The sequence below is a fragment of the Bacillus sp. LLTC93 genome (genome assembly GCF_002993125.1).
Lineage (GTDB): Bacteria > Bacillota > Bacilli > Bacillales > Bacillaceae > Bacillus > Bacillus zhangzhouensis.
In genome coordinates this window covers 1-25,788 of record NZ_PVME01000013.1, presented here as the reverse complement: position 1 = coordinate 25,788, position 25,788 = coordinate 1, and the positions used below count along the sequence as shown (strand labels likewise).

39 protein-coding genes are annotated in these 25,788 nt (G+C 36.9%); 30 read left to right on the top strand and 9 right to left on the bottom strand.

What is annotated here, in order from left to right:
* Nucleotides 1-52 precede the first annotated feature (52 nt).
* The 6 genes from C6W18_RS19620 (at nt 53) to C6W18_RS19600 (ending at nt 3,794) form a co-directional block, all read left to right on the top strand.
* Complete coding sequence (locus tag C6W18_RS19620) at nt 53-1,384, top strand: DUF3991 and TOPRIM domain-containing protein (RefSeq protein WP_017358767.1); 1,332 nt, start codon at nt 53-55, stop codon at nt 1,382-1,384.
* A 257-nt stretch (nt 1,385-1,641) separates the two neighbouring features.
* The gene (locus tag C6W18_RS19615) at nt 1,642-1,920 is read left to right on the top strand and encodes a hypothetical protein (RefSeq protein WP_142392831.1); all 279 of its coding nucleotides are present in this window, start codon (nt 1,642-1,644) and stop codon (nt 1,918-1,920) included.
* Between the two features lie 47 nt (nt 1,921-1,967).
* Nucleotides 1,968-2,114 carry a hypothetical protein gene (locus C6W18_RS20180; protein WP_161796767.1) on the top strand — a complete coding sequence of 49 codons (147 nt, stop codon included), beginning with the start codon at nt 1,968-1,970 and terminating at the stop codon, nt 2,112-2,114.
* Nucleotides 2,115-2,567 (top strand): type II toxin-antitoxin system PemK/MazF family toxin, encoded by a 453-nt coding sequence (locus tag C6W18_RS19610; protein ID WP_017360161.1) that lies wholly within the window; start codon nt 2,115-2,117, stop codon nt 2,565-2,567.
* A 133-nt stretch (nt 2,568-2,700) separates the two neighbouring features.
* Nucleotides 2,701-3,306 (top strand): recombinase family protein, encoded by a 606-nt coding sequence (locus C6W18_RS19605; RefSeq protein WP_095357123.1) that lies wholly within the window; start codon nt 2,701-2,703, stop codon nt 3,304-3,306.
* Nucleotides 3,303-3,794, top strand: a complete 492-nt coding sequence (locus C6W18_RS19600; protein ID WP_105928613.1) for a thermonuclease family protein — start codon at nt 3,303-3,305, stop codon at nt 3,792-3,794. The genes C6W18_RS19605 and C6W18_RS19600 overlap by 4 nt, the downstream gene beginning before the upstream one ends.
* A gap of 280 nt (nt 3,795-4,074) precedes the next feature.
* Here C6W18_RS19600 and C6W18_RS19595 read toward each other — a convergent pair whose 3' ends face one another.
* Nucleotides 4,075-4,917, bottom strand: coding sequence for a hypothetical protein (locus C6W18_RS19595; RefSeq protein WP_105928612.1), 843 nt, complete (start codon nt 4,915-4,917; stop codon nt 4,075-4,077).
* Between the two features lie 341 nt (nt 4,918-5,258).
* On the opposite strand from C6W18_RS19595, the gene C6W18_RS19590 reads away from it, so the two are divergent.
* The gene (locus C6W18_RS19590; RefSeq protein WP_105928611.1) at nt 5,259-5,726 is read left to right on the top strand and encodes a TMEM165/GDT1 family protein; all 468 of its coding nucleotides are present in this window, start codon (nt 5,259-5,261) and stop codon (nt 5,724-5,726) included.
* 104 nt (nt 5,727-5,830) lie between these two features.
* Here C6W18_RS19590 and C6W18_RS20175 read toward each other — a convergent pair whose 3' ends face one another.
* The gene (locus C6W18_RS20175) at nt 5,831-6,100 is read right to left on the bottom strand and encodes a hypothetical protein (RefSeq protein WP_189318124.1); all 270 of its coding nucleotides are present in this window, start codon (nt 6,098-6,100) and stop codon (nt 5,831-5,833) included.
* Nucleotides 6,101-6,118: 18 nt separating this feature from the next.
* Between C6W18_RS20175 and C6W18_RS20170 the strand changes: the two genes are divergently transcribed.
* Entirely contained in the window at nt 6,119-6,274 is a 156-nt protein-coding gene (locus C6W18_RS20170; protein WP_189318123.1) for a hypothetical protein, read from the top strand.
* A gap of 278 nt (nt 6,275-6,552) precedes the next feature.
* On the opposite strand, the gene C6W18_RS19580 is transcribed toward C6W18_RS20170, so the two are convergent.
* The 6 genes from C6W18_RS19580 to C6W18_RS19555 form a co-directional block, all read right to left on the bottom strand.
* Nucleotides 6,553-6,765, bottom strand: a complete 213-nt coding sequence (locus C6W18_RS19580) for a hypothetical protein (protein ID WP_105928609.1) — start codon at nt 6,763-6,765, stop codon at nt 6,553-6,555.
* A gap of 85 nt (nt 6,766-6,850) precedes the next feature.
* The gene (locus C6W18_RS19575) at nt 6,851-7,690 is read right to left on the bottom strand and encodes an ArdC family protein (RefSeq protein WP_105928608.1); all 840 of its coding nucleotides are present in this window, start codon (nt 7,688-7,690) and stop codon (nt 6,851-6,853) included.
* A gap of 366 nt (nt 7,691-8,056) precedes the next feature.
* On the bottom strand, nt 8,057-8,140 hold the full coding sequence (locus C6W18_RS20655) for a putative holin-like toxin (protein ID WP_220396317.1): 84 nt from the start codon (nt 8,138-8,140) through the stop codon (nt 8,057-8,059).
* Between the two features lie 273 nt (nt 8,141-8,413).
* Nucleotides 8,414-8,671, bottom strand: coding sequence for a hypothetical protein (locus C6W18_RS19570; protein ID WP_017358900.1), 258 nt, complete (start codon nt 8,669-8,671; stop codon nt 8,414-8,416).
* 391 nt (nt 8,672-9,062) lie between these two features.
* Entirely contained in the window at nt 9,063-9,449 is a 387-nt protein-coding gene (locus C6W18_RS19560) for a hypothetical protein (RefSeq protein WP_105928606.1), read from the bottom strand.
* A 9-nt stretch (nt 9,450-9,458) separates the two neighbouring features.
* A complete protein-coding gene (locus tag C6W18_RS19555) occupies nt 9,459-10,628 on the bottom strand; it encodes an Alp7A family actin-like protein (protein ID WP_105928605.1) in 1,170 nt (389 codons plus the stop codon).
* A 1,426-nt stretch (nt 10,629-12,054) separates the two neighbouring features.
* Between C6W18_RS19555 and C6W18_RS19550 the strand changes: the two genes are divergently transcribed.
* Nucleotides 12,055-13,167, top strand: a complete 1,113-nt coding sequence (locus C6W18_RS19550) for a response regulator aspartate phosphatase (RefSeq protein WP_047947278.1) — start codon at nt 12,055-12,057, stop codon at nt 13,165-13,167.
* 148 nt (nt 13,168-13,315) lie between these two features.
* Here C6W18_RS19550 and C6W18_RS19545 read toward each other — a convergent pair whose 3' ends face one another.
* Nucleotides 13,316-13,699: a helix-turn-helix domain-containing protein gene (locus tag C6W18_RS19545; RefSeq protein ID WP_047947279.1), complete on the bottom strand. Its 384-nt coding sequence runs from the start codon at nt 13,697-13,699 to the stop codon at nt 13,316-13,318.
* A 399-nt stretch (nt 13,700-14,098) separates the two neighbouring features.
* On the opposite strand from C6W18_RS19545, the gene C6W18_RS19540 reads away from it, so the two are divergent.
* The 21 genes from C6W18_RS19540 to C6W18_RS20140 form a co-directional block, all read left to right on the top strand.
* A complete protein-coding gene (locus C6W18_RS19540; protein WP_105928604.1) occupies nt 14,099-14,617 on the top strand; it encodes a hypothetical protein in 519 nt (172 codons plus the stop codon).
* Nucleotides 14,618-14,945: 328 nt separating this feature from the next.
* Nucleotides 14,946-15,971, top strand: a complete 1,026-nt coding sequence (locus tag C6W18_RS19535; RefSeq protein ID WP_105928603.1) for a V-type ATP synthase subunit I domain-containing protein — start codon at nt 14,946-14,948, stop codon at nt 15,969-15,971.
* A gap of 64 nt (nt 15,972-16,035) precedes the next feature.
* Nucleotides 16,036-16,347: a hypothetical protein gene (locus C6W18_RS19530; RefSeq protein ID WP_105928602.1), complete on the top strand. Its 312-nt coding sequence runs from the start codon at nt 16,036-16,038 to the stop codon at nt 16,345-16,347.
* Complete coding sequence (locus C6W18_RS19525; protein ID WP_105928601.1) at nt 16,334-16,540, top strand: hypothetical protein; 207 nt, start codon at nt 16,334-16,336, stop codon at nt 16,538-16,540. The genes C6W18_RS19530 and C6W18_RS19525 overlap by 14 nt, the downstream gene beginning before the upstream one ends.
* Nucleotides 16,541-16,593: 53 nt before the next feature.
* Nucleotides 16,594-17,013: a hypothetical protein gene (locus tag C6W18_RS19520; RefSeq protein ID WP_105928600.1), complete on the top strand. Its 420-nt coding sequence runs from the start codon at nt 16,594-16,596 to the stop codon at nt 17,011-17,013.
* A 329-nt stretch (nt 17,014-17,342) separates the two neighbouring features.
* Complete coding sequence (locus C6W18_RS19510) at nt 17,343-19,640, top strand: thioester domain-containing protein (protein ID WP_105928598.1); 2,298 nt, start codon at nt 17,343-17,345, stop codon at nt 19,638-19,640.
* Nucleotides 19,641-19,642: 2 nt separating this feature from the next.
* Nucleotides 19,643-19,792: a hypothetical protein gene (locus tag C6W18_RS20165; RefSeq protein WP_189318122.1), complete on the top strand. Its 150-nt coding sequence runs from the start codon at nt 19,643-19,645 to the stop codon at nt 19,790-19,792.
* Between the two features lie 68 nt (nt 19,793-19,860).
* Complete coding sequence (locus C6W18_RS19505; RefSeq protein WP_105928597.1) at nt 19,861-20,256, top strand: single-stranded DNA-binding protein; 396 nt, start codon at nt 19,861-19,863, stop codon at nt 20,254-20,256.
* Between the two features lie 18 nt (nt 20,257-20,274).
* Nucleotides 20,275-20,502, top strand: coding sequence for a hypothetical protein (locus tag C6W18_RS19500; RefSeq protein WP_105928596.1), 228 nt, complete (start codon nt 20,275-20,277; stop codon nt 20,500-20,502).
* A gap of 5 nt (nt 20,503-20,507) precedes the next feature.
* Nucleotides 20,508-20,900, top strand: coding sequence for a hypothetical protein (locus C6W18_RS19495; protein WP_105928595.1), 393 nt, complete (start codon nt 20,508-20,510; stop codon nt 20,898-20,900).
* Nucleotides 20,897-22,069, top strand: a complete 1,173-nt coding sequence (locus C6W18_RS19490; protein WP_105928594.1) for an ATPase, T2SS/T4P/T4SS family — start codon at nt 20,897-20,899, stop codon at nt 22,067-22,069. Before C6W18_RS19495 ends, C6W18_RS19490 begins: the two co-directional genes overlap by 4 nt.
* Before the next feature lie 11 nt (nt 22,070-22,080).
* Nucleotides 22,081-22,887 carry a hypothetical protein gene (locus tag C6W18_RS19485; protein ID WP_105928593.1) on the top strand — a complete coding sequence of 269 codons (807 nt, stop codon included), beginning with the start codon at nt 22,081-22,083 and terminating at the stop codon, nt 22,885-22,887.
* Nucleotides 22,884-23,588 (top strand): hypothetical protein, encoded by a 705-nt coding sequence (locus C6W18_RS19480; RefSeq protein ID WP_105928592.1) that lies wholly within the window; start codon nt 22,884-22,886, stop codon nt 23,586-23,588. The genes C6W18_RS19485 and C6W18_RS19480 overlap by 4 nt, the downstream gene beginning before the upstream one ends.
* Nucleotides 23,589-23,603: 15 nt before the next feature.
* A complete protein-coding gene (locus tag C6W18_RS19475; protein WP_095357128.1) occupies nt 23,604-23,966 on the top strand; it encodes a hypothetical protein in 363 nt (120 codons plus the stop codon).
* 31 nt (nt 23,967-23,997) lie between these two features.
* Nucleotides 23,998-24,135: a hypothetical protein gene (locus C6W18_RS20160; RefSeq protein ID WP_186320299.1), complete on the top strand. Its 138-nt coding sequence runs from the start codon at nt 23,998-24,000 to the stop codon at nt 24,133-24,135.
* 62 nt (nt 24,136-24,197) lie between these two features.
* Nucleotides 24,198-24,335, top strand: a complete 138-nt coding sequence (locus C6W18_RS20155) for a hypothetical protein (RefSeq protein ID WP_186320299.1) — start codon at nt 24,198-24,200, stop codon at nt 24,333-24,335.
* Nucleotides 24,336-24,397: 62 nt separating this feature from the next.
* Nucleotides 24,398-24,544, top strand: a complete 147-nt coding sequence (locus C6W18_RS20150) for a hypothetical protein (protein ID WP_189318121.1) — start codon at nt 24,398-24,400, stop codon at nt 24,542-24,544.
* A gap of 11 nt (nt 24,545-24,555) precedes the next feature.
* The gene (locus C6W18_RS19470; protein WP_017359459.1) at nt 24,556-24,774 is read left to right on the top strand and encodes a hypothetical protein; all 219 of its coding nucleotides are present in this window, start codon (nt 24,556-24,558) and stop codon (nt 24,772-24,774) included.
* A gap of 23 nt (nt 24,775-24,797) precedes the next feature.
* Complete coding sequence (locus C6W18_RS20145) at nt 24,798-24,974, top strand: hypothetical protein (protein ID WP_165379316.1); 177 nt, start codon at nt 24,798-24,800, stop codon at nt 24,972-24,974.
* Nucleotides 24,975-24,995: 21 nt separating this feature from the next.
* Complete coding sequence (locus C6W18_RS19465) at nt 24,996-25,226, top strand: hypothetical protein (RefSeq protein WP_105928591.1); 231 nt, start codon at nt 24,996-24,998, stop codon at nt 25,224-25,226.
* 15 nt (nt 25,227-25,241) lie between these two features.
* A partial coding sequence (locus C6W18_RS20140; protein ID WP_411266080.1) for a hypothetical protein occupies nt 25,242-25,788 on the top strand: 547 nt, incomplete at its 3' end.

The window sequence follows — 25,788 nt, the reverse complement described above, 5'->3', positions numbered from 1 at the left end:
CCAGGGTAACTGGTGGGCTTATTTGTGTTTTCAAACAGAAAAGGGGTGCAATATGGCTATCAGCAAGTCTCTTATAGAGAAAGCCGCAGCGGTTGATATTGTAGATTTTTGTGAAGCGAACAATTATGCAATTGAAAAGGTAAATGAAAAATATTATCGAGGTGTGGATCATGATAGTTTGATGATCAACAGGAGAAAGAACAACTTTCAGTGGTACTCTAGGGGCGAATATGGCAACTCTATAGACTTTGTGAGAATATTCTTTAACAAAGACTTTAAAGAAGCTGTAGCGATGTTAACTAATAATGAATATGAAAGAGCATCTGAAGTAAAAATCGAAGAAAAAAAGGAATTTGTCTATGATGTGGAACATGCAAATAATACGAACGCTGTTCAACGATATTTGATTGAAGAAAGAGGAATTGACAGTGATATTGTTCATGCTTTGATTAAGAAAGGATTAATTCGCCAAGATGTAAGGCAAAACTGTGTGTTCGTTTGGGGTGAGACAGGAAAGCGTGTCGGTGCCGATTTACAGGGAACTAGAAAAATTCAATATAAGGGTAAAGAAACCACCTTCAAGCAAATTTTGAAGAATTCTAAAGAAAATTACGGGTTTAACATCTCTCTAGGTACACCGAAAGAAATCTATTTTTTTGAAAGCCCAATAGACCTGCTTAGTTACTGGTCATTAAACAAAAAAATGACGGACTGTCGGCTAGTTTCTATGAATGGGGTTAAAGAACAAACTGTCATGAATTTTATAAAGCATACGGCAGTTTCAAGAGGGGTTGTACCTAGTAATGCATATATTGGTGTAGACAATGACAAAGCAGGCCAAATGTTTTTAGATAAGATAAAACAATACAATTTTACAACGAATATTAATTTCAAGAATCTAATTCCGAATGACAACCATATACCTGAAAAACAGTTATCGATGTATCAAAAAGTTGCAAATGTTTATGAGTTAGATTGGCGTTTATTGGCTGCAATTCACAAAGCAGAAACGAATCTAAGTTTGACCAATGATGCAACCAATTACTATGGGTATGGGAAGTTTTTTGGTCGTAAATTAGCACCAAAAGAACAACCGCAGGAGATAGACTTAAATGCTGCTTTACATCAATGTGCGGCTGAACTGGTAGCAAAGGAAGATCTGTGGAATGCTATGAAAAGCCAGGATGTAGACATAAGCAAAAGTTTGCAGATGTATGAAAAAACAAAGGAATACTATGAAAATTATTGTGATTTAGGTTACTTACCTGTCTATAGAGTAGAAAAAGATTGGAACGATAAATTAAAAGCAACTTCTTCTAAACAGCCGAATAAAACTAGAACAACGTATGTAAAAAAACAAACAAAAGCCTATGCCCGTAGCTGAAGCAAAATACCAGGGCAGCACGTGGCCGGAAAAGATGGCCGGGCTGAAGCAAAATACCAGGGCAGCACGTGGCCGGAAAAGATGGCCGGGCTGAAGCAAAATACCAGGGCGGCACGTGGCCGGAAAAGATGGCCGGGCTGAAGCAAAATACCAGGGCGGCACGTGGCCGGAAAAGATGGCCGGGCTGAAGCAAAATACCAGGGCGGCACGTGGCCGGAAAAAGTGGCCGGGATCGTTGCGAAGTACCAGGGCAGCACGTGGCCGGAAAAGATGGCCGGGCTGAAGCAAAATACCAGGGCGGCACGTGGCCGGAAAAAGTGGCCGGGATCGTTGCGAAGTACCAGGGCAGCACGTGGCCGGAAAAAGTGGCCGCAGCTGAAGCAAAATACCAGGGCGGCACGTGTCCGGAAAAAGTGGCCGCAGCTGAAGCAAAATACCAGGGCAGCACGTGGCCGGAAAAAGTGGCCGCAGCTGAAGCAAAATACCAGGGCAGCACGTGGCCGGAAAAAGATGGCCGGGATCGATGCAAAGTGTAAGAGAATTAAAATTTGTGTTAAAATATGCTTAGAAAGGACGTGTTATCATGGATAATACACCTAAGAACGCTAAACAAGCTCAAAAAGTAATAGAATCATTAATTAAAGACAAGAATTACAAAGAGCCGGAAAGATCATCAGAAGGGAATATTCTTCTCGATGAAGAAAACTGGCTACACAAGGAAATAAAATAAGTGGATAGAACGAAATTAGAGTTAGGCAATATATATTTAGCAATAACGGAATTTAGAGATGGGACAGGTCGGAAAGCTCGACCTGTCCTTATTTTAGGTTCAAGACTAGAGGAAAATCAAAAAGTCTTAATTGGTTACATCACATCTAAAAACGATAATAAAGAATTTGAGAAATACAAATACCCGATTATTGACTGGAAGGCTGCGGGATTAAATAAACAGTCCTGGGTTGTGCTGCAGGAAAGAGAATTACAATGGATGGATGTAAACCTCGATTTGCATAAACATGTTGGACTGTTGACCGAAAGAGATATTTTGGGTGTCTTAAAAAAGTTCGTTTATTTAAGGGATCAAGAAAACAAACAGCAACAATCTAGGGACAATCTTCAAATAGAAAAGAAAAATATAAACGTCGTTAACTCGAAGTCTAAGAATAAAGGGAGATCGAGATAAAGAGCCAATCAGGCTCTTTTTTTATTAAATATTTGTTCAAATAGGGTACACTCTATGAGTACAATTGAAAGACCAGTTATAATAAAGTTTGTGTTGTTCAAATAGGGTTGTTCATTAGAGAGGTGGGAATAAAATGATTTTTGGGTATGCTCGTGTTAGTACCGTTGATCAGAATTTAGATAGGCAGGTGAAAGAATTAGAGAATTACGGGTGTGATAAAATTTTTCAGGAAAAACGGTCCGGGAAAAACTTTGATCGGCCTGTATATAGAGAGATGCGGTCTAAAATGCGTTTTCATGATGTGCTTGTGGTTCATGACCTGTATAGATTTGGTCGGAATAAGGAAGAAATCAGGAACGAATGGAAACGTCTAATTGATGAAGAAATTGATATTGTGGTTTTAAACATGCCGATACTCAATACCAGGCAATATAAAGAGCTTCCAGGTGCAGGGCAATTGGTATCAGATCTTGTTCTGACTTTGCTCTCTTGGCTGGCTGAAGATGACCGTAAGAGAATTTTACAGGCGCAGAAGGAAGGTATAGCTTTAGCAAAGCAAAAAGGCGTCTACAAAGGAACGGAGAAAAAATATCACTCTGAAGCTAAAGGGAAGAATAAAGTGATTTATGATGAGATTGTAAGGTCTTTAAATAATAAAGAGCCTGTAATGAGCATTCATAAGCGTGTCGGAGTGGCAAGGAATACAATATACAAAATCAAAAGAGAATTAAATCTATGACTATTAGACGCTTTTTAAGGGCTTGTATCATATTAATACTATTATTAAACATCACTGCTTGCCAACAAGCTGAACAGATCGTCAAATATGATGCTACTGTTTTAAGAGTGATAGACGGTGATACGTTTGAGGCAAAAATAAAAAATGATGTTGAAAGAGTTCGCCTAATTTTAGTAGATACTCCCGAAACAGTTCACCCTAAAAAGAAAGTTGAACCCTATGGAGTAGAAGCATCAAATTACACAAAGAGAAGGCTGAAGAATAAAGATGTAAGGTTAGAATTAGATAAAGAGACAAGGGATAAGTATGGCCGGATATTAGCATATGTATATTTAGATGATCGAGAAGTGTCATTTAATGAAGAACTATTGATTAAAGGTTATGCCCGTTTAGCGGTATATCCCCCCAATACACGTTATCTAAAGGAATATGCGGAGTCAGAGAAAAAAGCCAAGAACGAGAGAATAGGTCTTTGGAAAGTAGATTAAATAAAGAAAAAGGAGAGAGTACATATGACTAAACAATATTCTGTAAGTATTAAAAATCAAACCTATGGCTCTTGGGTTAAATCTATAGAGATTAACAGCATTACCGAATATAAGAATATATGTTCTGTGTCTAAGTGGCCGGAAAGGTGGTAGAATAAAAAGCCCTATCCAGTTTAACGGATAGGGCTTTTTTGTTTGTCTATTAAGACATTTTAATCCACGCACCCACATGAGGTGCGACCTACATATATAATACTATTGTAAACAAATTATGTCAATTTTAATCATATCTTTTTCCAGGCAATACCGTAGTGCTTGTTATAACATTCGGTTTTTTTGTGTTATACACAAAAAACCTCTCCGCACAATAAGCCCGTGGAAACTCACTTTCTACAATGTTAATTTTGACGCCAAACATGTACTCTTCATCTTTGATCAGTTCGTAAATATTCTGATCAATGTGTACTTCTGGGAATATACCATCCCAATCATTTGTCAATCGATTCATAAAGTCCGAAAGTGAATCGATATACTGAGCGTCTGTAAGTATATCAACATCATGTTTAAATTCACTTAAATCAATGCTTGGGTGTTCGCTAAACACCACGATCTTGCGTTCTCTTTCGTTATATTGATGCATCTTTTGACTATTAACCAACAATCGTTGGGGTGTTGTTAGTCGTAATAGGTCTAAACTGGTTGACGATCCATCCTGCCATATAACCTCTCCGTCAGGTTTCACCGGATTCAGTATTATATAGGTGGCACAAATTAATTCTGCGATTTCTGCATTTTCTCTATCTTGATAATAATCGTCGAAATTAATTATGAGCGAGGTATATTCCCCTTTCTCAGATCGAATAATCACCGATCCCGCCCAACGGTCATCTTCAAATTTAACTTCGCCTAGTCGAGACCCATTTTTTAACCTTGCGTCTCTTGCGGATTCAACAGCAGTCTCTAAATCCGGCAATTTATATTCGGCGTAGGACAAGCTATAAATATGATTGGAAATGATCTCATAACAAGTCAGAAATGGATCATCATAACAAATTGGAATGATTATTTGGCTTGGCACGTTGTACTCGCTAATTACTCTGTAGTGATAACTCAAAAAATTCATTAAAACAACTCCTTATAGGGATAAATGGGATAACTTATGGTTTAATTATACACGATCGACCTGGAATAAACAAGGGATAAATGGGATAAAATTAATATTATATAAGGAGGCGGCAGCTGAAGCAAAGTATCGGGGGTTCAGCACTTGTCGTAAAAAGATGGTCGGTGCTTTTTATGACTCTTAAATACATGTAAACGATTATATGTAAATAGGCAGGTTTAATTTTATTGAATCACTGCTTTTTTACTAACCTGTTCTTTTATAATAGGTTATTTTTAACTATGGAAATTAATGTATGTTGTAAGTTATGCTTGATGGGATTAAAAGGGGGAGGTTTTGATTTGAATAAAAAATGGATAAGAAGAACATCTTTGTCCATTGTAGCTGCTTTGGGTATCTCCTGTACGCTTGGAGAGTTTGCAGATGCAAAAACTAATCAGTCACAATATGTGCAACAAAATGAAACAGCAGAATCTTTCACCATGAATGATCCTGAATTATATCAAGGTGCTTTAGAACTTGGTCTTTCTGACAATGACATCTTTAAAATCGACAGTCTTTTCGACAAAGAAGATATAGCTACAGTACATAATCCCTTTGCTGTAGTGATTGGTATCATAACCGGTATGGCTGCGGTTGTTGGTACTGGTTACGGTGCAGGGCGTTATATTGCAAAACAACTGTACAAACGTAAACAGCTTTCAAAGAAATTTTACAAAAAACATAGATGGAAATTCAGAGCCGCATTAGTACCAGTTATAGGTATTCCTGGAACGTTTGGCTTTGATGACTACTATATGGACATTTGATTATGTTTGAGTACATTTTGATTTTACTAATAGTTGCAACTTTGTTATTTACAGTCGTTGAGGTTTCTAAGATCAAACGAGAAAATAAATCCCTTAGAAATGAGTTAGAAGAGATAAAGAAAAACATTAACAAATGATGTTTGTCGGCCGCCCAGAAGGACGGCCTTTTTATTTAGGCACAGCACGTGGCCGAAAAAAGTGGCCGGAGCTGAAGCAAAATACCAGGGCAGCACGTGGCCGGAAAAGATGGCCGGAGCTGAAGCAAAATACCAGGGCAGCACGTGGCCGGAAAAGATGGCCGGAGCTGAAGCAAAATACCAGGGCAGCACGTGGCCGGAAAAGATGGCCGGAGCTGAAGCAAAATACCAGGGCACAGCACGTGGCCGAAAAAAGTGGCCGGAGCTGAAGCAAAATACCAGGGCAGCACGTGGCCGGAAAAGATGGCCGCAGCTGAAGCAAGTACCAGGGCAGCACGTGGCCGGAAAAGATGGCCGCAGCTGAAGCAAGTACCAGGGCAGCACGTGGCCGGAAAAGATGGCCGCAGCTGAAGCAAAATACCAGGGCAGCACATGGCCGGAAAAGATGGCCGCAACTGAAGCAAAATACCAGGGCGGCACGTGGCCAGAAAAGATGGCCGCAGCTGAAGCAAAATACCAGGCGGCACGTGGCCGGAAAAAGTGGCTACAACTAGCTGTGTGAACATAAAAAAATTCTATCCATTTTTATGAACAGAATTTAATGTCTATTTTCTTGTATCCAATCAGTATCATATGAACTATCACGTTTCGCAAAACGATGTGCGTACTTTATTTTGTCTAATAAAGCATTATTCATGTTCCTCTTCCTCTTTTCTTAACTCCTCTAACTGATAATTAAAGAACTCTCTTTCTTTTTCAGTTAATTTATTTGTTACATAAAAATCGAGAATAATCTCGATCAACTCATATTGTTTAACATCCTTCACCTTCATCAGAGCCTTCAGTTTGTTGAAGATCGGCTCTGTTAGCTTTATATTTTTTCTGAAATCGTTTTTTTTCATATAAATTCAACTCCTTCTAATCAGCAAAAATATTATATCATATCCCACTTACCCAATAAAGGGATAAGTGGGATAATTGATTTTTTTAAAAATTTTTACCCTGGATGTAGTCGGCTGCTTTTTGTGCATGTTGTGCAGCCTGTACGATTAGGGTGTGATCATTTTCTAACGCTTTCAACCATGATTTTATGTATGCGGCATTGTTATCTATGGTGTGGTTTTCTATTTCAGTTAACCCACATAGCATTGCTGCCCCTAGCTCTGCTATTAGTTCCTCTTTGCTGTAACTTTCTGTACCAAAACCGTTTGTCTCTAAGTTTACAATGCCTGGCCTATTTAATCTGTCTTTATGGCCTGTGCTGTGTATCAGTTCATGAAAGAACACAGAATAATAATGGTGTATGTTGTCAAAGTCTTTCATAGGTGGCACATTGACAACATCGGACTTTTTTCTATAATAGGCTCGTCTGCTGTCGTGTGTGACAGTAGGAGGGTCGTTGTATCCTTTAATAATTGCTTCAGCCTGTTCTATTGGGTTCAGTTCACTTTCTTCTTTCTTTATCCGTTTAGGCTTTATACCTTCTGTTTGTTCTCCTACCTTAAATACTTTGTAGTATCTTAGCAGGGGAATTAGTTTCTTATTATCTTTGTTTTCTTGATCCTCTTCAATGACCTCTAACATCTTCCAAAAGACCACGAATCGCCCCTTTTCTCCTTTTTTTACAGTTCCGCCAGCATCTTGTATTTGCTTGTAGGTAGCATATTCACCACTATCTAAAAGCAATAAGTTAATTCCTCTATATGGTTTTTGAGTAAGCCAGTTTACAGGGAAACCGTTGGTAAATGGATTTCTCCAGGGGATTGTCCCCTGTTCAAGTTTTTGGATAATTTGGTTTGTGATCATTGCGTAAATTTTTTTGCTCATTTTTTTGTTCCCTTCCTCTCATATGTTAGAATGAAGGGGCAAAGGGTGTCGAAGTTCTTTGCCCTGGGGTCGATTGTTGGTAGCAATCGGCCTTTCCTTTATACTCTAATTATAACATTTTATCCCCTTTGAGTAAAGGGATAAATGGGATAAAAAACAAAGACGGGTTGATTTAAAGTCAATATGAATATATACTGAATGTACATAGAATAACTATCCACTTTGAAGTATATAATAAAAAAAGTCGGTAGATGCGCCAACATCATACCGACAAACAATAGCATAGCTCCTTCTTAGGAGTCAGCTTCACAGCTTATAACGAGTTAAACGAGTAAGATCGCCTTAGTTTCCAAGCCGAGGACGGTCTTACTTTTTTTTGTTTGATGACATGATCGCCACAATAAGAATGCCAAACGTTAGCATTAGTTGAAGTGCGCTTTCTACTGCCATGTTCTCACCTCCTCTCTATAAGAAGGTGAGCTGACCGCCCTGAAGAAGCTGATTCTATTGTCATTAATAACCTTACCTAAAGTATTCAAAAAAAACAAGATTATTAGGGTTTAAAAACCACAAACTTTGTCCATCCTTTTACCAGGAGGGATATTATATGAATTGTAAGCATTGTAAGAAGAATGTGAGATCGAAAGTTAAATATTATGAGCAACAAAAGATGTGTAGCAGCTGTTTTAAAGCATTCAAAAAAATTGGGGAGACTTGGGGTAACTAGTACATAATACGGCCTTGAATTTTGACCGGGATCACTCTGTAGTTGTCGTTGGTATTGTATTTTGATTGAAACCAGTTAATAACGGATTCATTGTTTAAGGCCATCTCAATAATTTCGGCAGCTAGCATCGTTTTAGTCATTTCACATGATACGGCCAACTTTTTCAGTTTTTCATGAGTGTCATGATCAACTGAAGGATTAACACGAGTTTTTTTATCAGATCGTACTTTTCGGTTTGGTTGTTTGATTTTCATTGACTCTACTCCCCTTTTGCGGTTTCCTTATCAAATTAAGCGCATTTAGCTCACTAACACTGTTAAGCTGTTACGGTGTTACATTGTTAAACTGTTACTATGTTACGCTGTAAATAGTGCTTATATGAATAAAAAAAGAGACAGCACATTCTAGCCGTCTCTTTTGTGTTTATGAAATTCCTTTTAATATACCTATCTCTATAATCTGATCGTTGTTGAATGTTCTATAGCTATCCCAAGACCATCGATCCTGAATAACTAAGTGGTTAGGTGAAATAGAATGTACATAACCCTCATACGTGATATTATCTGCATAGACTATACTTACTTTGTTTTTAGGGCGCAGACTCTTAATGATCTTCTTAACATCCATTGTTTTCCCCCTCAACTTTTAGAAATCAACGTTATAATCTTCTTCGATGCTTCCAATGACTTCTTCATCAGCTAATAAGCCTTCTTTAATTTCTCGTGGGGTGCTGTCATTGGTGTGACCATGAGATAGATCAGAAGAAATCAACGTTTTCTGATCCACCTTTTTTCTTAAATCTCTAAACTCTCGCTTCATTTCGATCTGAAGCTCATGAACCAGGTCAAGAACATGCTTGTCCTTCTCTTTATCTTCAAGACTTTTTTGTTTGTCCATCATGTCTTTTTGGATCAACTCAAATGCATATTCTCGGAAAGTTTTTGATTGGGTTTCATCTATTCTTTGCACAACATGATTGTACATTTCATCCGTCATTTTATCGGTTCTGACATTTAATATCGGCTTTTTCATGACATCACCCTATTTTTTTTCTGCTTCTCTTTTCTTTTGCTCGGCCCTGCTTAATACTTCCAAGCCAAACAAATTCAACAGCCTAGCATCATCGGCCACAATATGATTAGATTCGGCGATTTCTCGTCCGAATTTTTCTTCTGCGACAATGCCAATCATTTCACTCAATACTTCCCCTACACCGCCAAAGTATACATATTTATAGCTTGTGTCTTTCGGTGGTGTAAATGCTTGTACACACTGGGAGATTTTGATTTCCGTAAATTCTTTCAGTGATTTCCGTATGATGTTAGTGAGATCGAATTTCTCCCCAGTGTTACCGTCTCTACGTTCTAGTTTTGACTTAGCGATGTTGGAGTAGATGAATTTTTCTAAATCCCTTACGTTGTCAAAGTGTTCTAGTAGTTTATCTTTTCTAAGGTTTTCTAAATGCAGTAAGAATGGCGCTTCTGTGTTCGCTACGAAGGACTCTCGGCTCTTTGGAGCTTTTAATCCTTCCGGCAAGAGTACCAGGTCATCAGTTCCGCCGCCTAAGTCACAAAGCACGACTTCGGAGTTTTGGAATTGTTTAGCCATTTCATTATCTGTTAATTCAAATGTTTTCTTAATGCCCCATCTTGCGACTTCTGATTCGATCCGGCAGGCCGCATCAAGTACATTGATTGTTAAGTCTTTTTCCATTCCGAAAGTGAGTACCTTCACGTGATGGGTTCCTTTAAATTTATTAGCCATCTGTTCTTGCATTTCACTGAACTTGTTAGTCTTTTTAAGCAGCCATATAGGCAGCATTGTTTGGAAGTAATCTATTTGCAATTCATTTTCTTCTTTTTCAACATTTTGAGGGTTTAAGGCATGATAGTAAGCCGTTGCAGCCAGGAACATGACTAAAGGAATATGAGAATCCACTTTATTATGTAATCTTCTAATGTGGTTATTCCCTAGAACTTCTTTCTGTGCAATTTCCCCAACTAAAAAGAAGCGGTTTTCGCCGTCTATTTCTGTGGAGATCATAAGACGATCTTTTAAATCGTTTGGATCTTCTATGCTACTAGCAAACTTCCCTTCAGCAACATCTTCCTTTATTTCCACTACATTAGTAGGCATTTCAAAGAAATACCCATCCACCAAGTTCATGTACATGCTGTTGCCAAAATCGATGTTCATACGAGAAATTTTCATTTTATTAACTCTCCTTTGTTTTCACTTTGTTACAATGTACCTCATTTCTGATAATAAATCAACTATTTGTTTACAAAAAATAAATCAGCATTATCAAGGGTTTATAACGCATTGTTGTTTTTCATGTAAACAATGTAAACAAGAATTTTCTTGTTTTCAAGGGGGGGACTTTACTATGAAAAAAAAATCATGTATATTAAATTAAAAGAGTCAAACAGAAAGATTTGACAGCATTTTTTGACTCTAGTATTCTTGCATAGAAAAATCCCCGTTGTTTGCAGACAACGAGGATCGAAGAGTATTACATAAAATTGTGAAAATTCAATCATATAAAAAATGACATAAAAAAAGTGCCGATGTTGCAGCATCAACACTTTTACCTGTAAGCTCCTACACTTACAATCAATTATTAGCTGATTTCATTTTACCGAAAATACGTGTATACGTCAATAGTTTTCGGTTTCTTTCTGACGACAGTAAATGATTGTTTTGTGTAGCAGCAGACAATCATGTGCTGTCGTTTTTTGTATGCACCCAGCTGCCGTTAAGGGGTGTAAAAATAAACTGACGTCAGGAGTTGCCCCGTCCAACGCAAAAATACGGGGATATACCACAATAAGCGTTCCTTGCTGCGCTTGTGGTGAATGGCGGGAACGGCCATTAACGGTTCGGCAAACGTGTATATCACAAGGTTGGCTCGGCGCATTACGGTGCGGGTATCTTTGATCAACAATCCTTATTACAAGCAATAATAAAGTTGTCTTGTGTGAGAGAACACTAAACAAACTCTAAGGGTTAGCATATTGGACGGGCATGATATGTAAAAAGATCAAAGCAAACGAAAGTTTGACGATAGCAAGGCACTACTGGAAACCTCAGACGTCTCTATGACGCTAGTAAGATCGGATACTTGTCACAGTCGTTTTTTATTTTTAACGTCTGTGACAAGGTATCCGAATTTCGCCCCCTGTTTCCTAGATCATCAGCTATTCTGCTAGTCAAAGGGCGTTAAAAGTCAAGTAAAAACTATTAATATAGCGAAATTCTTTAAAAACCATCAGGTTTTTAATTACCTTTTTGAAAGCCGTTTTATATAAAGAACGTTACTTAGTTTATTAGTATAGCTTTGTTTAGATATTGGGTTGTTCTCCTGGGGAGGTTATTCTTTAAACTGTGTATTAGCTGACGATAATAGATAATATACGAAGGCAGCATTTTGCTGTAAAAATGACCGAGATAGAAGTAAAGTCCAATGGTAGCTAGTGGCCGGAAAATTGATATAATTCAGTTTACTTACTTTTCTATTTATGCAATACTTTTGTTGTGTATTGGAATGATTGTATATGGTTTACAATAGGTCAGATATAGTTTAGTTGTTGCCAGGTCTTATTGTATTTTTTATCTCGTATTAGGAGGGGCAGGACTGATGGTAACCAAGAATAAAATAAGTTCACCTGAAATGGGGAACTTGTTAAATAAATGGCGAGAGCGGATCAGAAGCGGTAATAAACTAACGTCTGAAGAATTAAAAACAAAGGTTACTAAGGTACTGTCAGAATTGAAACCTAAAAGTGACTTTACTACAGAGTTAAGCAATTATTATGTTCTACTCGACTATTGCCATACTTTGATGAAAGGTGAGACCCCTGATAATAAAGAAGTTGTAGACATGATAAGTAAGGGTGATATTAACGCTACTGTTGATTATTACTATTACTTCTTTTCAGGGCATTATGAATTTTTTAGAAAACAGTATGTTGCAGCCATTGCTTATTACCAAAAAGCAGAAAAATTATTGTCTTTGATTTCTACTGGTGAGGATACTTTTTTTGCAGAGTTTTGTTATGAATTAGCCCATGCTTATTATCGTATTGATCAACATTTGTTTTCGATCAGTTATACTACGATGGCTCGGAAGATTTTTCTTTCAACACCTAATTATCAAAAAGAAGCTGTTGAATGTGGGATCTTATTAGGAGCTAATATGTATGATATGGACTTAAATTCTAAGGCCAAAGATTACTATATTGATGCATTAGAAGAAGCAACTAAACAAGGTTACATAAGGTTGTTGTCTAAAATTCATCATAACCTGGGTTTAATTTATTGGAAGATGGAGGAATATGACAAGGCAGAAGAATTTCTTATGAAAGCATACAATGATAAAAGTCATATGGCTTCACCTTATAGTGTTAATACTCCTTATATGCTGGCTTTAATTCAATACGAAAATTCAGGTGAAAAAGCGGACGAGTGGTACGATATTGCTTTAAAATACGCTAATGATAATAACGATGATGAGTACAAAATCAAAGTGTCGTTACTTTATCACGTGTATCAAAAGTTTGATGTTGATAAGATCAATCATGATCTTATAGAATTAGAGAGAATGAACTTGTGGCCGGATGTATATGCTATAACAAAAAGAATTTCAAAATTTTTAGAGGATGCAGGGGATATAAATTCCAGTTTTAGTTTCCTCAAAAGGGCATTAGCGGCCAAAGAGCAAATACCTAAAATATTGGAGGCGTTAAAATAATCATGAAAAAACTAATCTTGGCAAGTTTAATTTTGTTTACAGCTGTAAACGTAGGTGCTGCTGTTGGATCGGAACCAGTGCAAGTTGCTGAAAAGGCAATCATCTAAATAGACTGCCCTTTATACAATCCTCGACTAATCACAATTGATTAGTCTTTTTTTTGTTTATATTTGTTTCTGATCTTCAGTAATTCAATATAATCCTCTATTTTGTGTATATCTTCATCTGTTAATTCAGTAATATCAAATTCTTTTGTAATCGCATTCGGGTTTTGTTTCGTGTGAGGGGAATTATCATCCTTTTTTTGCAGCTTGGCAATGTATTCGATGAGATTCATATATTCCTGGTGAGTAAATCTTAATGGCTTGGCAAGTTTTTTTATAGTTGCAGCACTTGGTTTCCTTTCCTTTTTCTCTAAAAGAGAGATATAGGCAGGGGTTAAGCCGGTTTCCAGCGCAACTTCCTTTTGAGTCATATTTAAAGCGCGCCTTTTTTGTATCAAAAAATTGGCGAGATCAAAATTCTCAATCAAGCTAAACACCTCATATCGTCATTGGTTGTGGGATTAACTCGTTAATTCTGGTTAATTTAGCAAAAAAATTAACAAAAGTTGATTTTTGTTGTTTACTTCTGTTAATTTCAGTGCTACTATAATAATTGAAATTGCTTATTCAATTGACTTTATGCGATTTCGAATTAACAAATACATATTAACAATAGTTAATTATTTCAGTTAAGGGCTATCATTTGTTTTGGATGATTTGGTTTACACTATTAGTGTAAACTTGTCCATGTTGTAAAGGTATACAACATTTAAACTATAAATTTCTTTCTTTGTATTGTAAAGAAATTTTAAGTGTTGTATTTACAAAAAATGGTGGTGTCTATAATATGATACCACCATTTTTTTATAGGAAGGAGATTTTTTAGAGTGAAAAGATCAAGAAGAGTAAAATTACTTAACGTTGAGATGACCACCTATGATATTCGTTCTTTAGGATCTTCTGTCAAGATGTTTAATGGCAGCACATATGAAGTAATTGATTCAAAGTTATTCAATCCAATATCAAAGACGTTTATTAGGATTGATGACAACAAACGAAATATCAGGAATGTGAAAAATTCCAAGGGTCAAATTATTGCTAAAAGAACAAACGTAGGGTCTAAGTTGCTGCTTACATCAGCGGCGTTACTAAGATCAGAAAACAATGCTTCCAGTGTTATCACTCAAAACAGGCCTTCTAAAGCAGCACCGAAGGCGTACCGTCCTGCAAAGTCAGGTAGAGCAAAAGAAGTAGGGATTCTTTTATCCGACACGAAAATGAGTGTTGACGAGTGCAAAGAAAAGTTGCTGAACAATGGTGCGAAGCAAGTTTATTTTTACGAAACGAAAGCAGGCACTGTTGTTGTATCTTCCCCATATAAAGTGTTGCATGATTTATTAGGCTAGTTAAAGTTTTAGGGTTTGCATGTTTGTTAATGAAGCTCATTAACAAAATAAAAGAATATTAGGGTGCTCCCCCTCCAAAGGTATAACGGGCCATGTAATATCTTTGGGTGAAAATTCTTCTTGGTGCGAGATAGTAGACAGCAAGTTTGGCCTAGCATTGTCAGATTCATTATATGAATACTTGGCTGACATAGAGTTTGTGAGTGAACAACTGCTAAAAACTCACGATTAAGGAGATATTAGATTCGTTAGTAAACATGTAAACCCTAACGATGTATCCTTTTTTTAGCACTGGATGTAAAATATTATTAAAAAAGGTGTGAATAGGATGAAAAAGAAAAAGTGGGTAACAGTTATTGTTGCAGGGACGATTTTAATTGGTGGCGCAGGTGCTGCTTATTCTTTTCAGGCGAATGCTTCTGAAAAAGGGCGAGTAGATCGAGCCGAAAATGCTGTGACTGCAATCTACGCTTCACCTGAAGACTTAAATAAGAAAAATTACAAAGAAGCCGAATCATTTGTTAAAAGGGTTAGTGATGATGAAAAGCGGGCGCAGCTGACGAAAAAACTATCTAACGCCTATACGATGCATAAAGCGATTCAGATGGTTGAGGGTGATATTCAGGACGGAATAATAGCGGACGGTTTGAAAGCGCAGGAAATTGAAGTAACTAAACAATATATTGAAAAAGTTAAGCCAATTGATCTAAAGCTATACAAGACACTCACGAAGAAAGCTGACAAGGCTTTAGAGCAAGTTATACAAATTGAAAAAACGAAGCAACTTTTCAGCAGACTAAATGATAGTTATGACTGGAAAACCTTTAAGAAGATAGAGAAAGAAGCAAAAAAAGTCTTGAATGAAAACGAAAGTCGGAAGTTTCAAAAACAACTAGATCAGATGGAGAAACGCATTGAACAGAGTGAAAAAAGAAAAGAGAATATCAAGAGAGAAACAGAAGAATTAAGCAAGAACAACAATGATTTGAATACATCAAAGTCAAACAACACAGATACCAAAGCATCATCACCATCGGTAGCACCGCAGGAAAAAACAAAACAAAACGTCTATACATCACCCAAGAAATATGTTCAGAAACAGCCGAATGGTAGTGGGAATAACTCTAACGGTTCAGGGAGCCAATCTAAACCGTCTAAAAGGCCGTCACAGCCTAGTAATCCATCAAAGCCAACTACACCACCGAAACAGTCAAAGCCTTCTAAAAAGCCTTCTAAACCGTCAGGAAACAAGGATTTAGATGCTATTGGTAAGGAGTTAGAAAATAAAGAATGGAAAAAGACAGGTTCGGGAGAAATTGAAAAAGGAGGTAATACTTGGGAGTCGTGGGAGTGAAGATTTGATATGAAGAAGGTTAATCCAACCTTCTTTTTAATTTGAAGAAAAGGAGTGGTTTATCTTGAAAAGTTATTACCTAGTTAATGAAACTCAATTCATTCGCAGATTAAGGAATTTGGGATGTATACACTTATTGGGAACATTTCGTGCTAATTTGGATGCGAAAATTCAGGAGGTATGGGTTTTTGACGGTAATATTTTTGAAGTGGCCGCACCTTTTCAGTATTTAGGGATGTTGGTAATAGCATCATTTGAGGTTGTTGGATCTGATGCAACGGTTGAAATAGAATTTAAAGATTTTATGTTTGTAAATGTCAAACGATCACATCTGTTGAACAGTGAAAGGATGGAAGAAAACTATGTGGGACGATAAATCTTCAGATTTTGTGCTCATTTGTTTTAGATTATTACAAGGTATAATTGTGACGGCTATACCGGTAGGCACTTACTTCTTGTGTGAGTATTTGATCGGTATTGGTGAAATCATGAGTTATATTATAGCTGGCATACTTGGTTTTTTCGGATTAGCAGTTACATTTTGGATAGCAGAAAAATTTAGTTATTAAAAACTTGTAGTCACTTCTTAGAGGAAGTGGCTTTTTTCTTTGGAGGGAACGTGTTGAAGCGAGCTGAAACCATTTTTAAAAATTTATCTAAATGGTACTTGATAGGAATTCTATCTATTTCTTATGTATTAACGATCTTTCTGATTATTAAAGAATACCAGGTGATTATTGATGATTATCAGAACGTGTTAAAGCCCTTTGTCATGACGCTTTTACCATTTTTAGTTCTAGGCTTTATGGTCTGTTGGGGGATAAGTGAACTATCTGTTTTTGATAGTTTAAAAAAGGGATTCCTGGTAGGGTTATCTTTTTTTGTGTACTTGATGTCGTTTGTTGTAGTTGGTGAGTATTTCAATCAATACTTTCACCTGGCTTGTGTGGTAATGCTAATAATTCCTGTTTACTGGTTATGCTCGGTGTGGCTCATAATGTTGGGTAGATTAGTTATTGAATTAATACGTGTTTTTAAATAATGAGGTGTTTTGTAGATGTCTTTCAAAAGGGCTTTGCTGAAAGCTACATATGATTTTGCTAAAGCATTTGGGATACTATGCTTATGCTTATTAGGTATTTGTTTAATTTTTTCGGTGATTATCGTACTTCCATCTTTCATTTTATATATATCCATTTGGTTTATGATTGTATATTACTTGATCCTAGCGATCTTTGTTTATGCGGGTTATCTTTATGCTGTTTCAAAAGAAAAAAAGCAAAAGTAAAGACGGTATGGCGTAAGGAGTAATCATTAAAGGAGGTGAACGATTAGAACAGTTTTCACTAAAAGGAGGAAGGACAGAAAGAAATGAAAAAAGTGTCTATAGTAAGTATCTTATGCCTTTCTATTATCATGATTTTTGGCTCTCTCATTTCAAATGATATGAAAGCAGCAGGCCCTAAAGTTGAATACTTAGGGAAGATTCAGTATGGGGCTTATATTGTGGGGAAGTTCAAGGTGAATGGAGAAATTGCCTTTTGTTTGGATCATGTAAAACAGACACCGCCTACTGGAGCATCTTATACTAATGGGAATGCTTATAAAAATGAGCAGATACGAGCAATTCTATATTACGGCTACGGTGGCCCAGGAAATGAGGTGGGAAACAGTGATACGGCTCTTGTAGCTACGACAATAGCTCTCGACAGTATCATGAATAATAACCACTCAACAGGAAGAGAAACTATCCCTGGCTACAAAAAGTTAATGGCTCATGCAAAAGCTAAAGATGCGCCATCATCAATTATAGGTTTTAATAAAAACACAGTGACAAGTAAGGTTGTAGGGAATGTACAAAGATCTGAAGCGATTGTTTTTAAAGCAGACTCTAAAAACTCAATTAAATTAAATATTCCTAATAGTGTAACGCTTCACAAGAACAACAAAAAGTATTCAGGTAGTGCTGTGACAATCAAAGGAGGGGAAAGTTTTCATTTAACAGCACCTTTAGATTATGGGAAGCAATTAACCTTTGAAAATATTAAACCGTCAATTGGAAAGTTTCAGTCTATGTTGTTTACCTCGTTTGATTCTAAATATCAACGTCTAGGATCGGGTTTTCTTCTTGATCCTGAACCTGTAGAGAGTCTGTCAATAAAGTTTGAGAAACGGCAGCGCAATATTAAGGTCGTACACAAAGAAAAGTTTGAGGGAGAAATTCTTGAAACAGCAACAGAGACAAAAAATATCGGCACTAATTACAGTTATGCCCCGAAGGACAAGATTGTAAAAGGGGGGAAAACCTACGTTCCAGTTAAAAAGGACAAGAAAACTGGAACCCTGGGAACGAAAGATATAACTCTAGTGTTTGAATACGTGCTACAAAGAAAAGTGACTGTCCTACACAAAGACAATCGTGATAAGTCATTGATTAAAGAAGATGTTTATACAAAAAAACAGGGAGATAAGTACACTTATAGCCCTCTGACAAACTTGAAAAAAGGCAAATATACGTATAGGCCTGTCTCTAAAAAAGTTAGTGGAACAGTCGGGAAAAAGGATATAACAGTAACCCTGTTTTATGATGTACCACTTATTGAGACAAGTCTTGAAAAATTACAAGTGTATACGGCGGCCGCAGACAAAGGATTGCCTGTCAAACTGGCACTATCCAAAACAAACGTATATAAAAATAATACGCCAGGAATGACCACAGCGAAAATAGACGTCAGTCTCTATGAGGGGAAAACTAAGCTTGATTCAAAGACATACACAGCGCAGTCTTTGCCAAAATCAATAAATTTCCTCGTCGATCCGAAAACATTAAAGGTTAATAAAAATAAAGACTATACGGTCAAGTTGGAAGGCTTTAATAAAAACGACTTTGACATTAGTATTGGATCAACATTAACAACAAAAGGATATACAAGCAGCGAAGAAAAAATATCATTTGAAATGAAAAATCTTGTTAAAAAGAAAGGCTCGATCAGTAGAGTCATAATGACAGAAGTAACACCGACAACTAAGATGAGAAGTTATTTTGAAACAGCAAATTTTTCAGGTGATTTATTGAAAAAGAGAAAGACGGGTTACGGTTTAGAACAAAATTTGATATTCGCTTATGAAAATATGCTGAATAAAAGTGATGATCACATCAGTTTTGACTTCAAAGTACCTTCACAGTTGTTAGATACTTATTTGAATTACAAGATAAATAAAGGGTTGGCCGCATTTCCTATGGATGTTGCAGCATCGAAGAAATCACAACAAGTAGACAAGATGATTCAAGAAATGACGTTTCAATTTCCACATGTCAATGTAGAAAGAGAGACAGGCAGCCTTTTCACTGATCAGCAGGTAGCTTCTAAAGACAAACGTATTAAACATGCTCTTAGAGACGGCGGAAACCGATTCTATACGCCTATATGGTCTGAATTGGGTGACTATGATGTTTCGTATGTCTCTAATCAAATTGGCGTAAATAAAGTCACAATAGAGATTAAGGACAACCTTAATTTGTATGCCTCTATGTATGCTCATATGGATAGCGATACACTAGATCAAGACGAGATTCTTTTAACGCCTATCAATGCTGATGATCCCTTCCCTACTGGAATACCCAAAGGTTGGACTAAAGAGGATATTAATTGGCTAAGGAGTGAATGAACGTGAACGAGGTAGATCAAAAAAGTCATGCAGCTGGAGTTTATTTGTTAATGACTTATCTCAATATGACGACAGGCGGCCAACAATTTGATGAAAAATCATGTGAGCGAATTATTGAGGATTTGAGGAAGATTGGTTTACGTCTGTACTAAAAATCTAAATAACAAAGGGAAAAGCTAACGGTGATGCCGTTAGCTTTTTTTTGAAAGGTGATGTGCTAATGCTAAATAGAGTTGTATTAACTGGAAGGCTAACAAAAGACCCCAATCTAAAATACACACCCAACGGACACGCTGTTTGCATGTTTACTCTAGCAGTTAACAGAAAGAAGGCAACAGGGAATGAAAAGGCAGATTTCTTGAACTGTATTGTATGGCGAAATCAAGCTGAAGCAGCTGCAAACTATTTGTCAAAGGGTTCTTTAGTTGGAGTTGATGGCCGCCTTGAAACGAGAAATTATGAAAATCAGCAAGGACAACGTGTCTTTGTGACTGAAGTGCAAGTCGAATCAGTTCAATTTCTAGAAAGTAAAAAGAAAATGTCGGAAACAGATCAACCAGAAGATGTCCATAATCAAGTATTCAATGATCCAGGAAATGACGATTTGCCATTTTAATAAATGAGGTGAAGTTACATGTACAATGCTGATGTTATTAAGGAGCTATCAAATGACGATTTGTGGTCTGTCATATCTAAATCCAAAGAGAATGTTCTTATTACAGGAGATGTAGGATCAGGGAAGGCTACAGTCCAAAAATTATTGGAGATCAAGGGTGAGACAACTAAAGAAGTGCCTGGGGCGATCATCACATGTCATGCATCAAATGCAAGTGTTGAGAGACTTAAACGGTCAATGAGGTGAATTAGATGAAAGGGTTGATATTGTCTTTAGGCATTCTTTATGTAGGCGGATTTACTATCTTGTTTAGTACATCTTATTACACAGAGTCTTACCGTCATAATTCTATTATTATGACGATGACCGAATCAGGGAGGATAGCAAGTGTCAATAGCGTTGATAAAAGTTCGCGTATTCAGGACGGACAAGTAGAAATTACAGAAACGTCCTTTAAGAAGAAATTCAAGGAAAAGTTTGAGCAAAATAGCAACGTCAAGTTACAAGGTATTAAGTATAATTTCTCTTTTTTAAAGACTTCTGAAGGTGGTATTAAGGCAGCTAAAGTAAAAATCACCGATGATCGTAAAAACGTTTATCAGGTGAGCTTTGTATCAAATATTGTAAAGGAGGAAAAAAAGTGATAAGTGATCAACTTATTAAAACAATCTTCAGCGAGATAAAGCAGAAAGACCCGGATACTGTATTAAAGGCTTTTACAGATAATGATGCAAGAGAAACCATGAAATATCTCATTAAACAGGATCATGGAACTGTAATCGACACTGACGAAAAAGCTGATTATGTTATACAAGAAATGGTCGGTCTTGGAGTTATTGAAACAATTACAAAACAGGATGAGAATGTCACAGACATTGTGTATAATGGCCGACACTTGATCATTGAAAGCAGCGAAAAACCCGATCCATATATCTATACAGATAAAGTGATTGATGATGATTATATAAATTCTTTAGCTTCAAAGGTTGCCAACGCAACTGAAAATGAATTCACAGCAAAGACAGATATTTTAGAAGCGTCAATCGGATATTTAAGGTTTACTTTCGTACACAAAAATAGATCAAACACCATTTCCGGTAAGGTTACGACAATGGCTATAAGGGTGTCTCGTCCAAATTTAGCTTTGAACGATGATAACTTCCTAGAATATGCACCAATTGAAATGAAGCATTTCTTTGAAAACGCTGTGAAGAATAGACAAAGTATCATTATTGCCGGACAAACGGGTTCAGCCAAGACAGCATTGCAAAAGTATTTAGTGTCATTTATGCGTTTTCGAGACAAGTTGATATGGATAGAGGACTCTGCAGAAGGTCACTTAGATGTTTTGTTTGGTGATACCAAAGATACTCTTACTTGGCAAACTGGCCCGAATGCATCAATAACTAAACTAATTAGGACGGCGCTTCGCTTCAATCCAACCTGGATCTGCCCGACAGAAACTAGGGGAAGTGAAGCATACGAGATGATGGATGCTGTTTTGTCTGATCATGGAGTAATCACCACCTGTCACGCACCGAGTATAGCAGAAATACCTAGACGATTAATTAATATGATGAAGAAATCATTTAACTTTGACGAGACGGCAATGCTAGAAGATATTTGTAAAAACTTCGGAGTGGCCGTACATTCAAAAAAAGATGTACTGAATGGTAGGAATATTCGTTATTTGAGCGAGGTTGGTACGTTTAATCCAGATGGGTCAGTTAATTATATATTCAAGCAAAATCTAGTTAATGGAAAGCTGGAATATACAATCTATAATCATGATCAATATAAAATCGCTAACTAGGGGGTATTCCATTGAAAAAGAAGGTGTACACGCTTGATGAGCTTAACGCTTATAGGATAGCTTACGGGCAACCAATACAACGTACTGAACTTCTCATGTCGCTTTTTAAGCCGTTCATTATAGTGTTTGTAGTCTCTTTCCTGCTTATGCATTACTGGACTGTCAGCTGCATTCTAGGCGGGTTAGCAATGTTTTATGGCTACCGAGTCATGATTCCTATATCCGTAAAAAGAGTTTACAATGCTAAAGCTTTTAAGGAGAGACACAACTTTATTAACTCGTTAACACAAATTTTAAGCAATGAGAATACAACAGTGCTTAATGCTTTAGATACAGTAGCTAATAGGGCTAGTGGTCAATTTAAAGAGGATTTATTGACCTTACGTCTGTCATTACAAGGCGCAACTACAGAACAGATAAATGCAGCCTATGAAAAGTTCGCTGAAAGATACAAAGATGATGTGATTTTTGACCTTTATATTGAGCAGTTGACAACAGCTACAATTGAAGGGCGTACCAATATCAACACCATTAAAAATATTAAGCATTTATATAATCAGTTAAAGAGAAAACAAGAGGACTTTTTCAAAATGAAACAACGAGCATCATATGAATTTCGCTTAGTATCAATAATTTCTCTTGTTTTACTTCTTACTATCTCGGTTTACCCCTTTGGAATGGATCAATTTGTTAATGCTTATGCACATCAACCAGTGGGATGGCTTACAAATTCTATTTATTTAACGTTGATGGGCGTATTCTTCCATAGCTACATGAAACGTATAGGGGATGACGAAGTTATGAAGGTGAAAATATGAACAAATTCTTATCTAAAATTGCAGAAGCTAACCTGTACCCGATGTTAGAACAATTGGAATATGATCTATTAAAGTTTCAAAAAATTAGAATGTTAAAAACCATTCTTTCATTATTTGTTGGCGCATTTGTTGGTTCTTTAAGTTCAATATGGGCTGCGCTTATCGGCGGTCTAATCTTAGCATTATTTGTTTGGTGGAGAGAGTACCACAATGCAGTTAAAACGTTCAAACAGTTTACCTATTTAAGAGAAATTGAGTTTAACAAGTTTACTCGTATGTTGATCCCCTTACTCTTAGAAAATGGGGCTACTTTATATGGTGCGTTAAATAAAATGCTTAAGAGATTAGAACCAGGGCATGTTAAAGATGCTTTACAGAAATTCCTGATTGAGCTAAACGAAAATCCAGAATCAGAAGAACCATTTATTAAATTTGCTAACGCTGCCAGTGGATCGGAAGAAGCGATATTATTTTTGAGTTCTTTATATGACTATAAAGAAAGCTCTTTTGATACCTCTGTTATTGAAGAATTAGGGAAGACTTCAAGTGAAAAATTATTTGAGGGAGTTCAAGATATTATTGAATTTAAAGCTAGAAAATTTAGCCTGTTCCCGACTAAATTAACAATGGTTACCTTTATTCCGGTGCTTGGTTATGCAATTGCCATGATTATTGATGCGACTTCAAAACTACAGTTATAAAAGGAAGTGATTTAGATGAATGATGGATCAATTACCTCACTGGGGAAAATGTATATATTTCTGATTTGCTTGTTAGGGTTAATATCGGTTAATACATTTTTTATTCAGCTTAACCAGGCCAATGAGTACAAGCAGTTTGTTAATTATCAAATTGAAAGGCATGGTGGTCTGACTCCTGCGGCATTAAAGAAATTAAATGAACATCATAAAAAACACTACGGCAGTGAGTTTAAGATTGAAAGTCCAGTGCTTAATCAAAAGGTGAGTTTTGGTGATGAAGTTGATTACACAATTCAGGCAGATTATGAAATCTTGTACTTTAAAATTCCAAACGTGAAAATTCCAATTAAGGGATCAGCTGTGGCCTGGACACGTTAGGTGTATATATTCTTTAAAGGAGGTGAAAAGCATGTTAGATCAGAACATTGACCGTTTGTTATGGGTGATCGCTGCTGTCGGAATTGTAGGGGCGATGATTCATACATCAGATACCGAAATGACCGGGCTGATAAAAACAGTATTCGAGGGTATGAAAGCTAAAATCTAAGGAACGTGTGAGGAAATAATAGACACGTTCCTTTTTTGTTGGCCGAAAGTGAGGTGAAAAGCATGTTAGATCAGAACATTGACCGTTTGTTATGGGTGATCGCTGCTGTCGGAATTGTAGGGGCAATGATTCATACATCAGATACCGAAATGACCGGGCTGATAAAAACAGTATTCGAGGGTATGAAAGCTAAAATCTAAGGAACGTGTGAGGAAATAATAGACACGTTCCTTTTTTGTTGGCCGAAAGTGAGGTGAAAAGCATGTTAGATCAGAACATTGACCGTTTGTTATGGGTGATCGCTGCTGTCGGAATTGTAGGGGCGATGATTCATACATCAGATACCGAAATGACCGGGCTGTTAGAAAAAGTGTTTCAAGGTTTTCATGCAAAAATTCCAAGATTTTAGGAGGGGAAATATTGAATAGAAAGGATGCAGTTGTAACAGTTAATGCCACTGCAAAGCAATACCATGAGATTACAAATAAGAGGAAATTAAGGCTTCCTATCGGAAAAGCTCTGTTTGAAAAAGGGGCGAAGGTAGATGTGTATTGCCCGCAGGGCGGCAGCTTTCAACAGCTTGTCGTAAAGAAATTTATCGTATTGAAAAATCATGTTTTAGTTGAATTTTGCAAGTAATAAAGAAAGTTCAGGTGAAAAATATGGCTTCAAAAGCAGAAAAGAAAGAATCAAAAGAATTTGCCACATTGTTGTTAAATGCACAAGGTGTCAACTATGATGACTGGTTGCATGACCAACATAAAGCATTAGAAGCTGAAAACAAAGATTTCATGAAAGAGATCATCAAGCAGCATTTACTAGATCAAAACAATTCATAGAATGGAAGGACTGACAATTTAATGGTTGAAAGTGTAGTTGGAATATTCGTTTTTCTTCTTAAGGCGGTTCAATTAGTAGCCGGTGCTTATGCTGGATTTAAACTTGCAACTTATGGCATTGGTTACATGACAAAAAACCAACAAAAAATTAACGAAGCCAAAGACGGAATGAAAAACGTTGCAGTCGGTATCGCTATTGTAGCAGGAGCACAAGTGGGTGTTTCATGGTTACAAGGTAATCTAGGATTTTAAAAAGGAGCTAATTTAATGATTCATGTTGTCATTAAAGGAGGACGAAGGTTTAAAGACGTTATTTCTCCTAAGGTTAAATATAGTGTGCCACAATGTAATTTGAAATTGGTGGAGCTAGAAAATTATGCTGAAGAGAATGGCATTGATGGTGACATTGAAATTATCATCTATGAGGATAAAAACATTCTTTTTAGAGATTCATATAATATCGGACAAGGGGTGTCTAGGAACCTTCTTCTTCTCGTCAACACGACATTAAATACAACTTTTAAAGACACCCCAAAAGCAGAGAAGGAATTGCTGATCAATAAGCTCATGAAAGAGTTTGAAAAAAATGAAACGGCACAAGGTGAGCTAAAAGTAAGAAGGTCTACTTTTAAAGAAAAGTTCACTACATTACGGGAAAAAAGGGCAGCAAAGGCTAGGGCAGCAGCTGAAGAAGCCCGGTTGGCCGAAGAAGCCCGGTTGGCCGAAGAAGCCCGGTTGGCCGAAGAAGCCCAGTTGGCCGAAGAAGCCCGGTTGGCCGAAGAAGCCCGGTTGGCCGAAGAAGCCCGGTTGGCCG

Bases quoted from the DNA above. Each gene is read 5' to 3' on its own strand.
- C6W18_RS19620 (WP_017358767.1), top strand. From the start codon at position 53: ATGGCTATCAGCAAGTCTCTTATAGAGAAAGCCGCAGCGGTTGATATT.
- C6W18_RS20180 (WP_161796767.1), top strand. From the start codon at position 1,968: ATGGATAATACACCTAAGAACGCTAAACAAGCTCAAAAAGTAATAGAA.
- C6W18_RS19605 (WP_095357123.1), top strand. From the start codon at position 2,701: ATGATTTTTGGGTATGCTCGTGTTAGTACCGTTGATCAGAATTTAGAT.
- C6W18_RS19600 (WP_105928613.1), top strand. From the start codon at position 3,303: ATGACTATTAGACGCTTTTTAAGGGCTTGTATCATATTAATACTATTA.
- C6W18_RS19595 (WP_105928612.1), bottom strand. From the start codon at position 4,917: ATGAATTTTTTGAGTTATCACTACAGAGTAATTAGCGAGTACAACGTG.
- C6W18_RS19580 (WP_105928609.1), bottom strand. From the start codon at position 6,765: ATGAAAAAAAACGATTTCAGAAAAAATATAAAGCTAACAGAGCCGATC.
- C6W18_RS19575 (WP_105928608.1), bottom strand. From the start codon at position 7,690: ATGAGCAAAAAAATTTACGCAATGATCACAAACCAAATTATCCAAAAA.
- C6W18_RS20655 (WP_220396317.1), bottom strand. From the start codon at position 8,140: ATGGCAGTAGAAAGCGCACTTCAACTAATGCTAACGTTTGGCATTCTT.
- C6W18_RS19570 (WP_017358900.1), bottom strand. From the start codon at position 8,671: ATGAAAATCAAACAACCAAACCGAAAAGTACGATCTGATAAAAAAACT.
- C6W18_RS19560 (WP_105928606.1), bottom strand. From the start codon at position 9,449: ATGAAAAAGCCGATATTAAATGTCAGAACCGATAAAATGACGGATGAA.
- C6W18_RS19555 (WP_105928605.1), bottom strand. From the start codon at position 10,628: ATGAAAATTTCTCGTATGAACATCGATTTTGGCAACAGCATGTACATG.
- C6W18_RS19550 (WP_047947278.1), top strand. From the start codon at position 12,055: ATGGTAACCAAGAATAAAATAAGTTCACCTGAAATGGGGAACTTGTTA.
- C6W18_RS19535 (WP_105928603.1), top strand. From the start codon at position 14,946: ATGAAAAAGAAAAAGTGGGTAACAGTTATTGTTGCAGGGACGATTTTA.
- C6W18_RS19525 (WP_105928601.1), top strand. From the start codon at position 16,334: ATGTGGGACGATAAATCTTCAGATTTTGTGCTCATTTGTTTTAGATTA.
- C6W18_RS19510 (WP_105928598.1), top strand. From the start codon at position 17,343: ATGAAAAAAGTGTCTATAGTAAGTATCTTATGCCTTTCTATTATCATG.
- C6W18_RS19505 (WP_105928597.1), top strand. From the start codon at position 19,861: ATGCTAAATAGAGTTGTATTAACTGGAAGGCTAACAAAAGACCCCAAT.
- C6W18_RS19500 (WP_105928596.1), top strand. From the start codon at position 20,275: ATGTACAATGCTGATGTTATTAAGGAGCTATCAAATGACGATTTGTGG.
- C6W18_RS19495 (WP_105928595.1), top strand. From the start codon at position 20,508: ATGAAAGGGTTGATATTGTCTTTAGGCATTCTTTATGTAGGCGGATTT.
- C6W18_RS19480 (WP_105928592.1), top strand. From the start codon at position 22,884: ATGAACAAATTCTTATCTAAAATTGCAGAAGCTAACCTGTACCCGATG.
- C6W18_RS19475 (WP_095357128.1), top strand. From the start codon at position 23,604: ATGAATGATGGATCAATTACCTCACTGGGGAAAATGTATATATTTCTG.
- C6W18_RS20160 (WP_186320299.1), top strand. From the start codon at position 23,998: ATGTTAGATCAGAACATTGACCGTTTGTTATGGGTGATCGCTGCTGTC.
- C6W18_RS20155 (WP_186320299.1), top strand. From the start codon at position 24,198: ATGTTAGATCAGAACATTGACCGTTTGTTATGGGTGATCGCTGCTGTC.
- C6W18_RS20150 (WP_189318121.1), top strand. From the start codon at position 24,398: ATGTTAGATCAGAACATTGACCGTTTGTTATGGGTGATCGCTGCTGTC.
- C6W18_RS20145 (WP_165379316.1), top strand. From the start codon at position 24,798: ATGGCTTCAAAAGCAGAAAAGAAAGAATCAAAAGAATTTGCCACATTG.
- C6W18_RS19465 (WP_105928591.1), top strand. From the start codon at position 24,996: ATGGTTGAAAGTGTAGTTGGAATATTCGTTTTTCTTCTTAAGGCGGTT.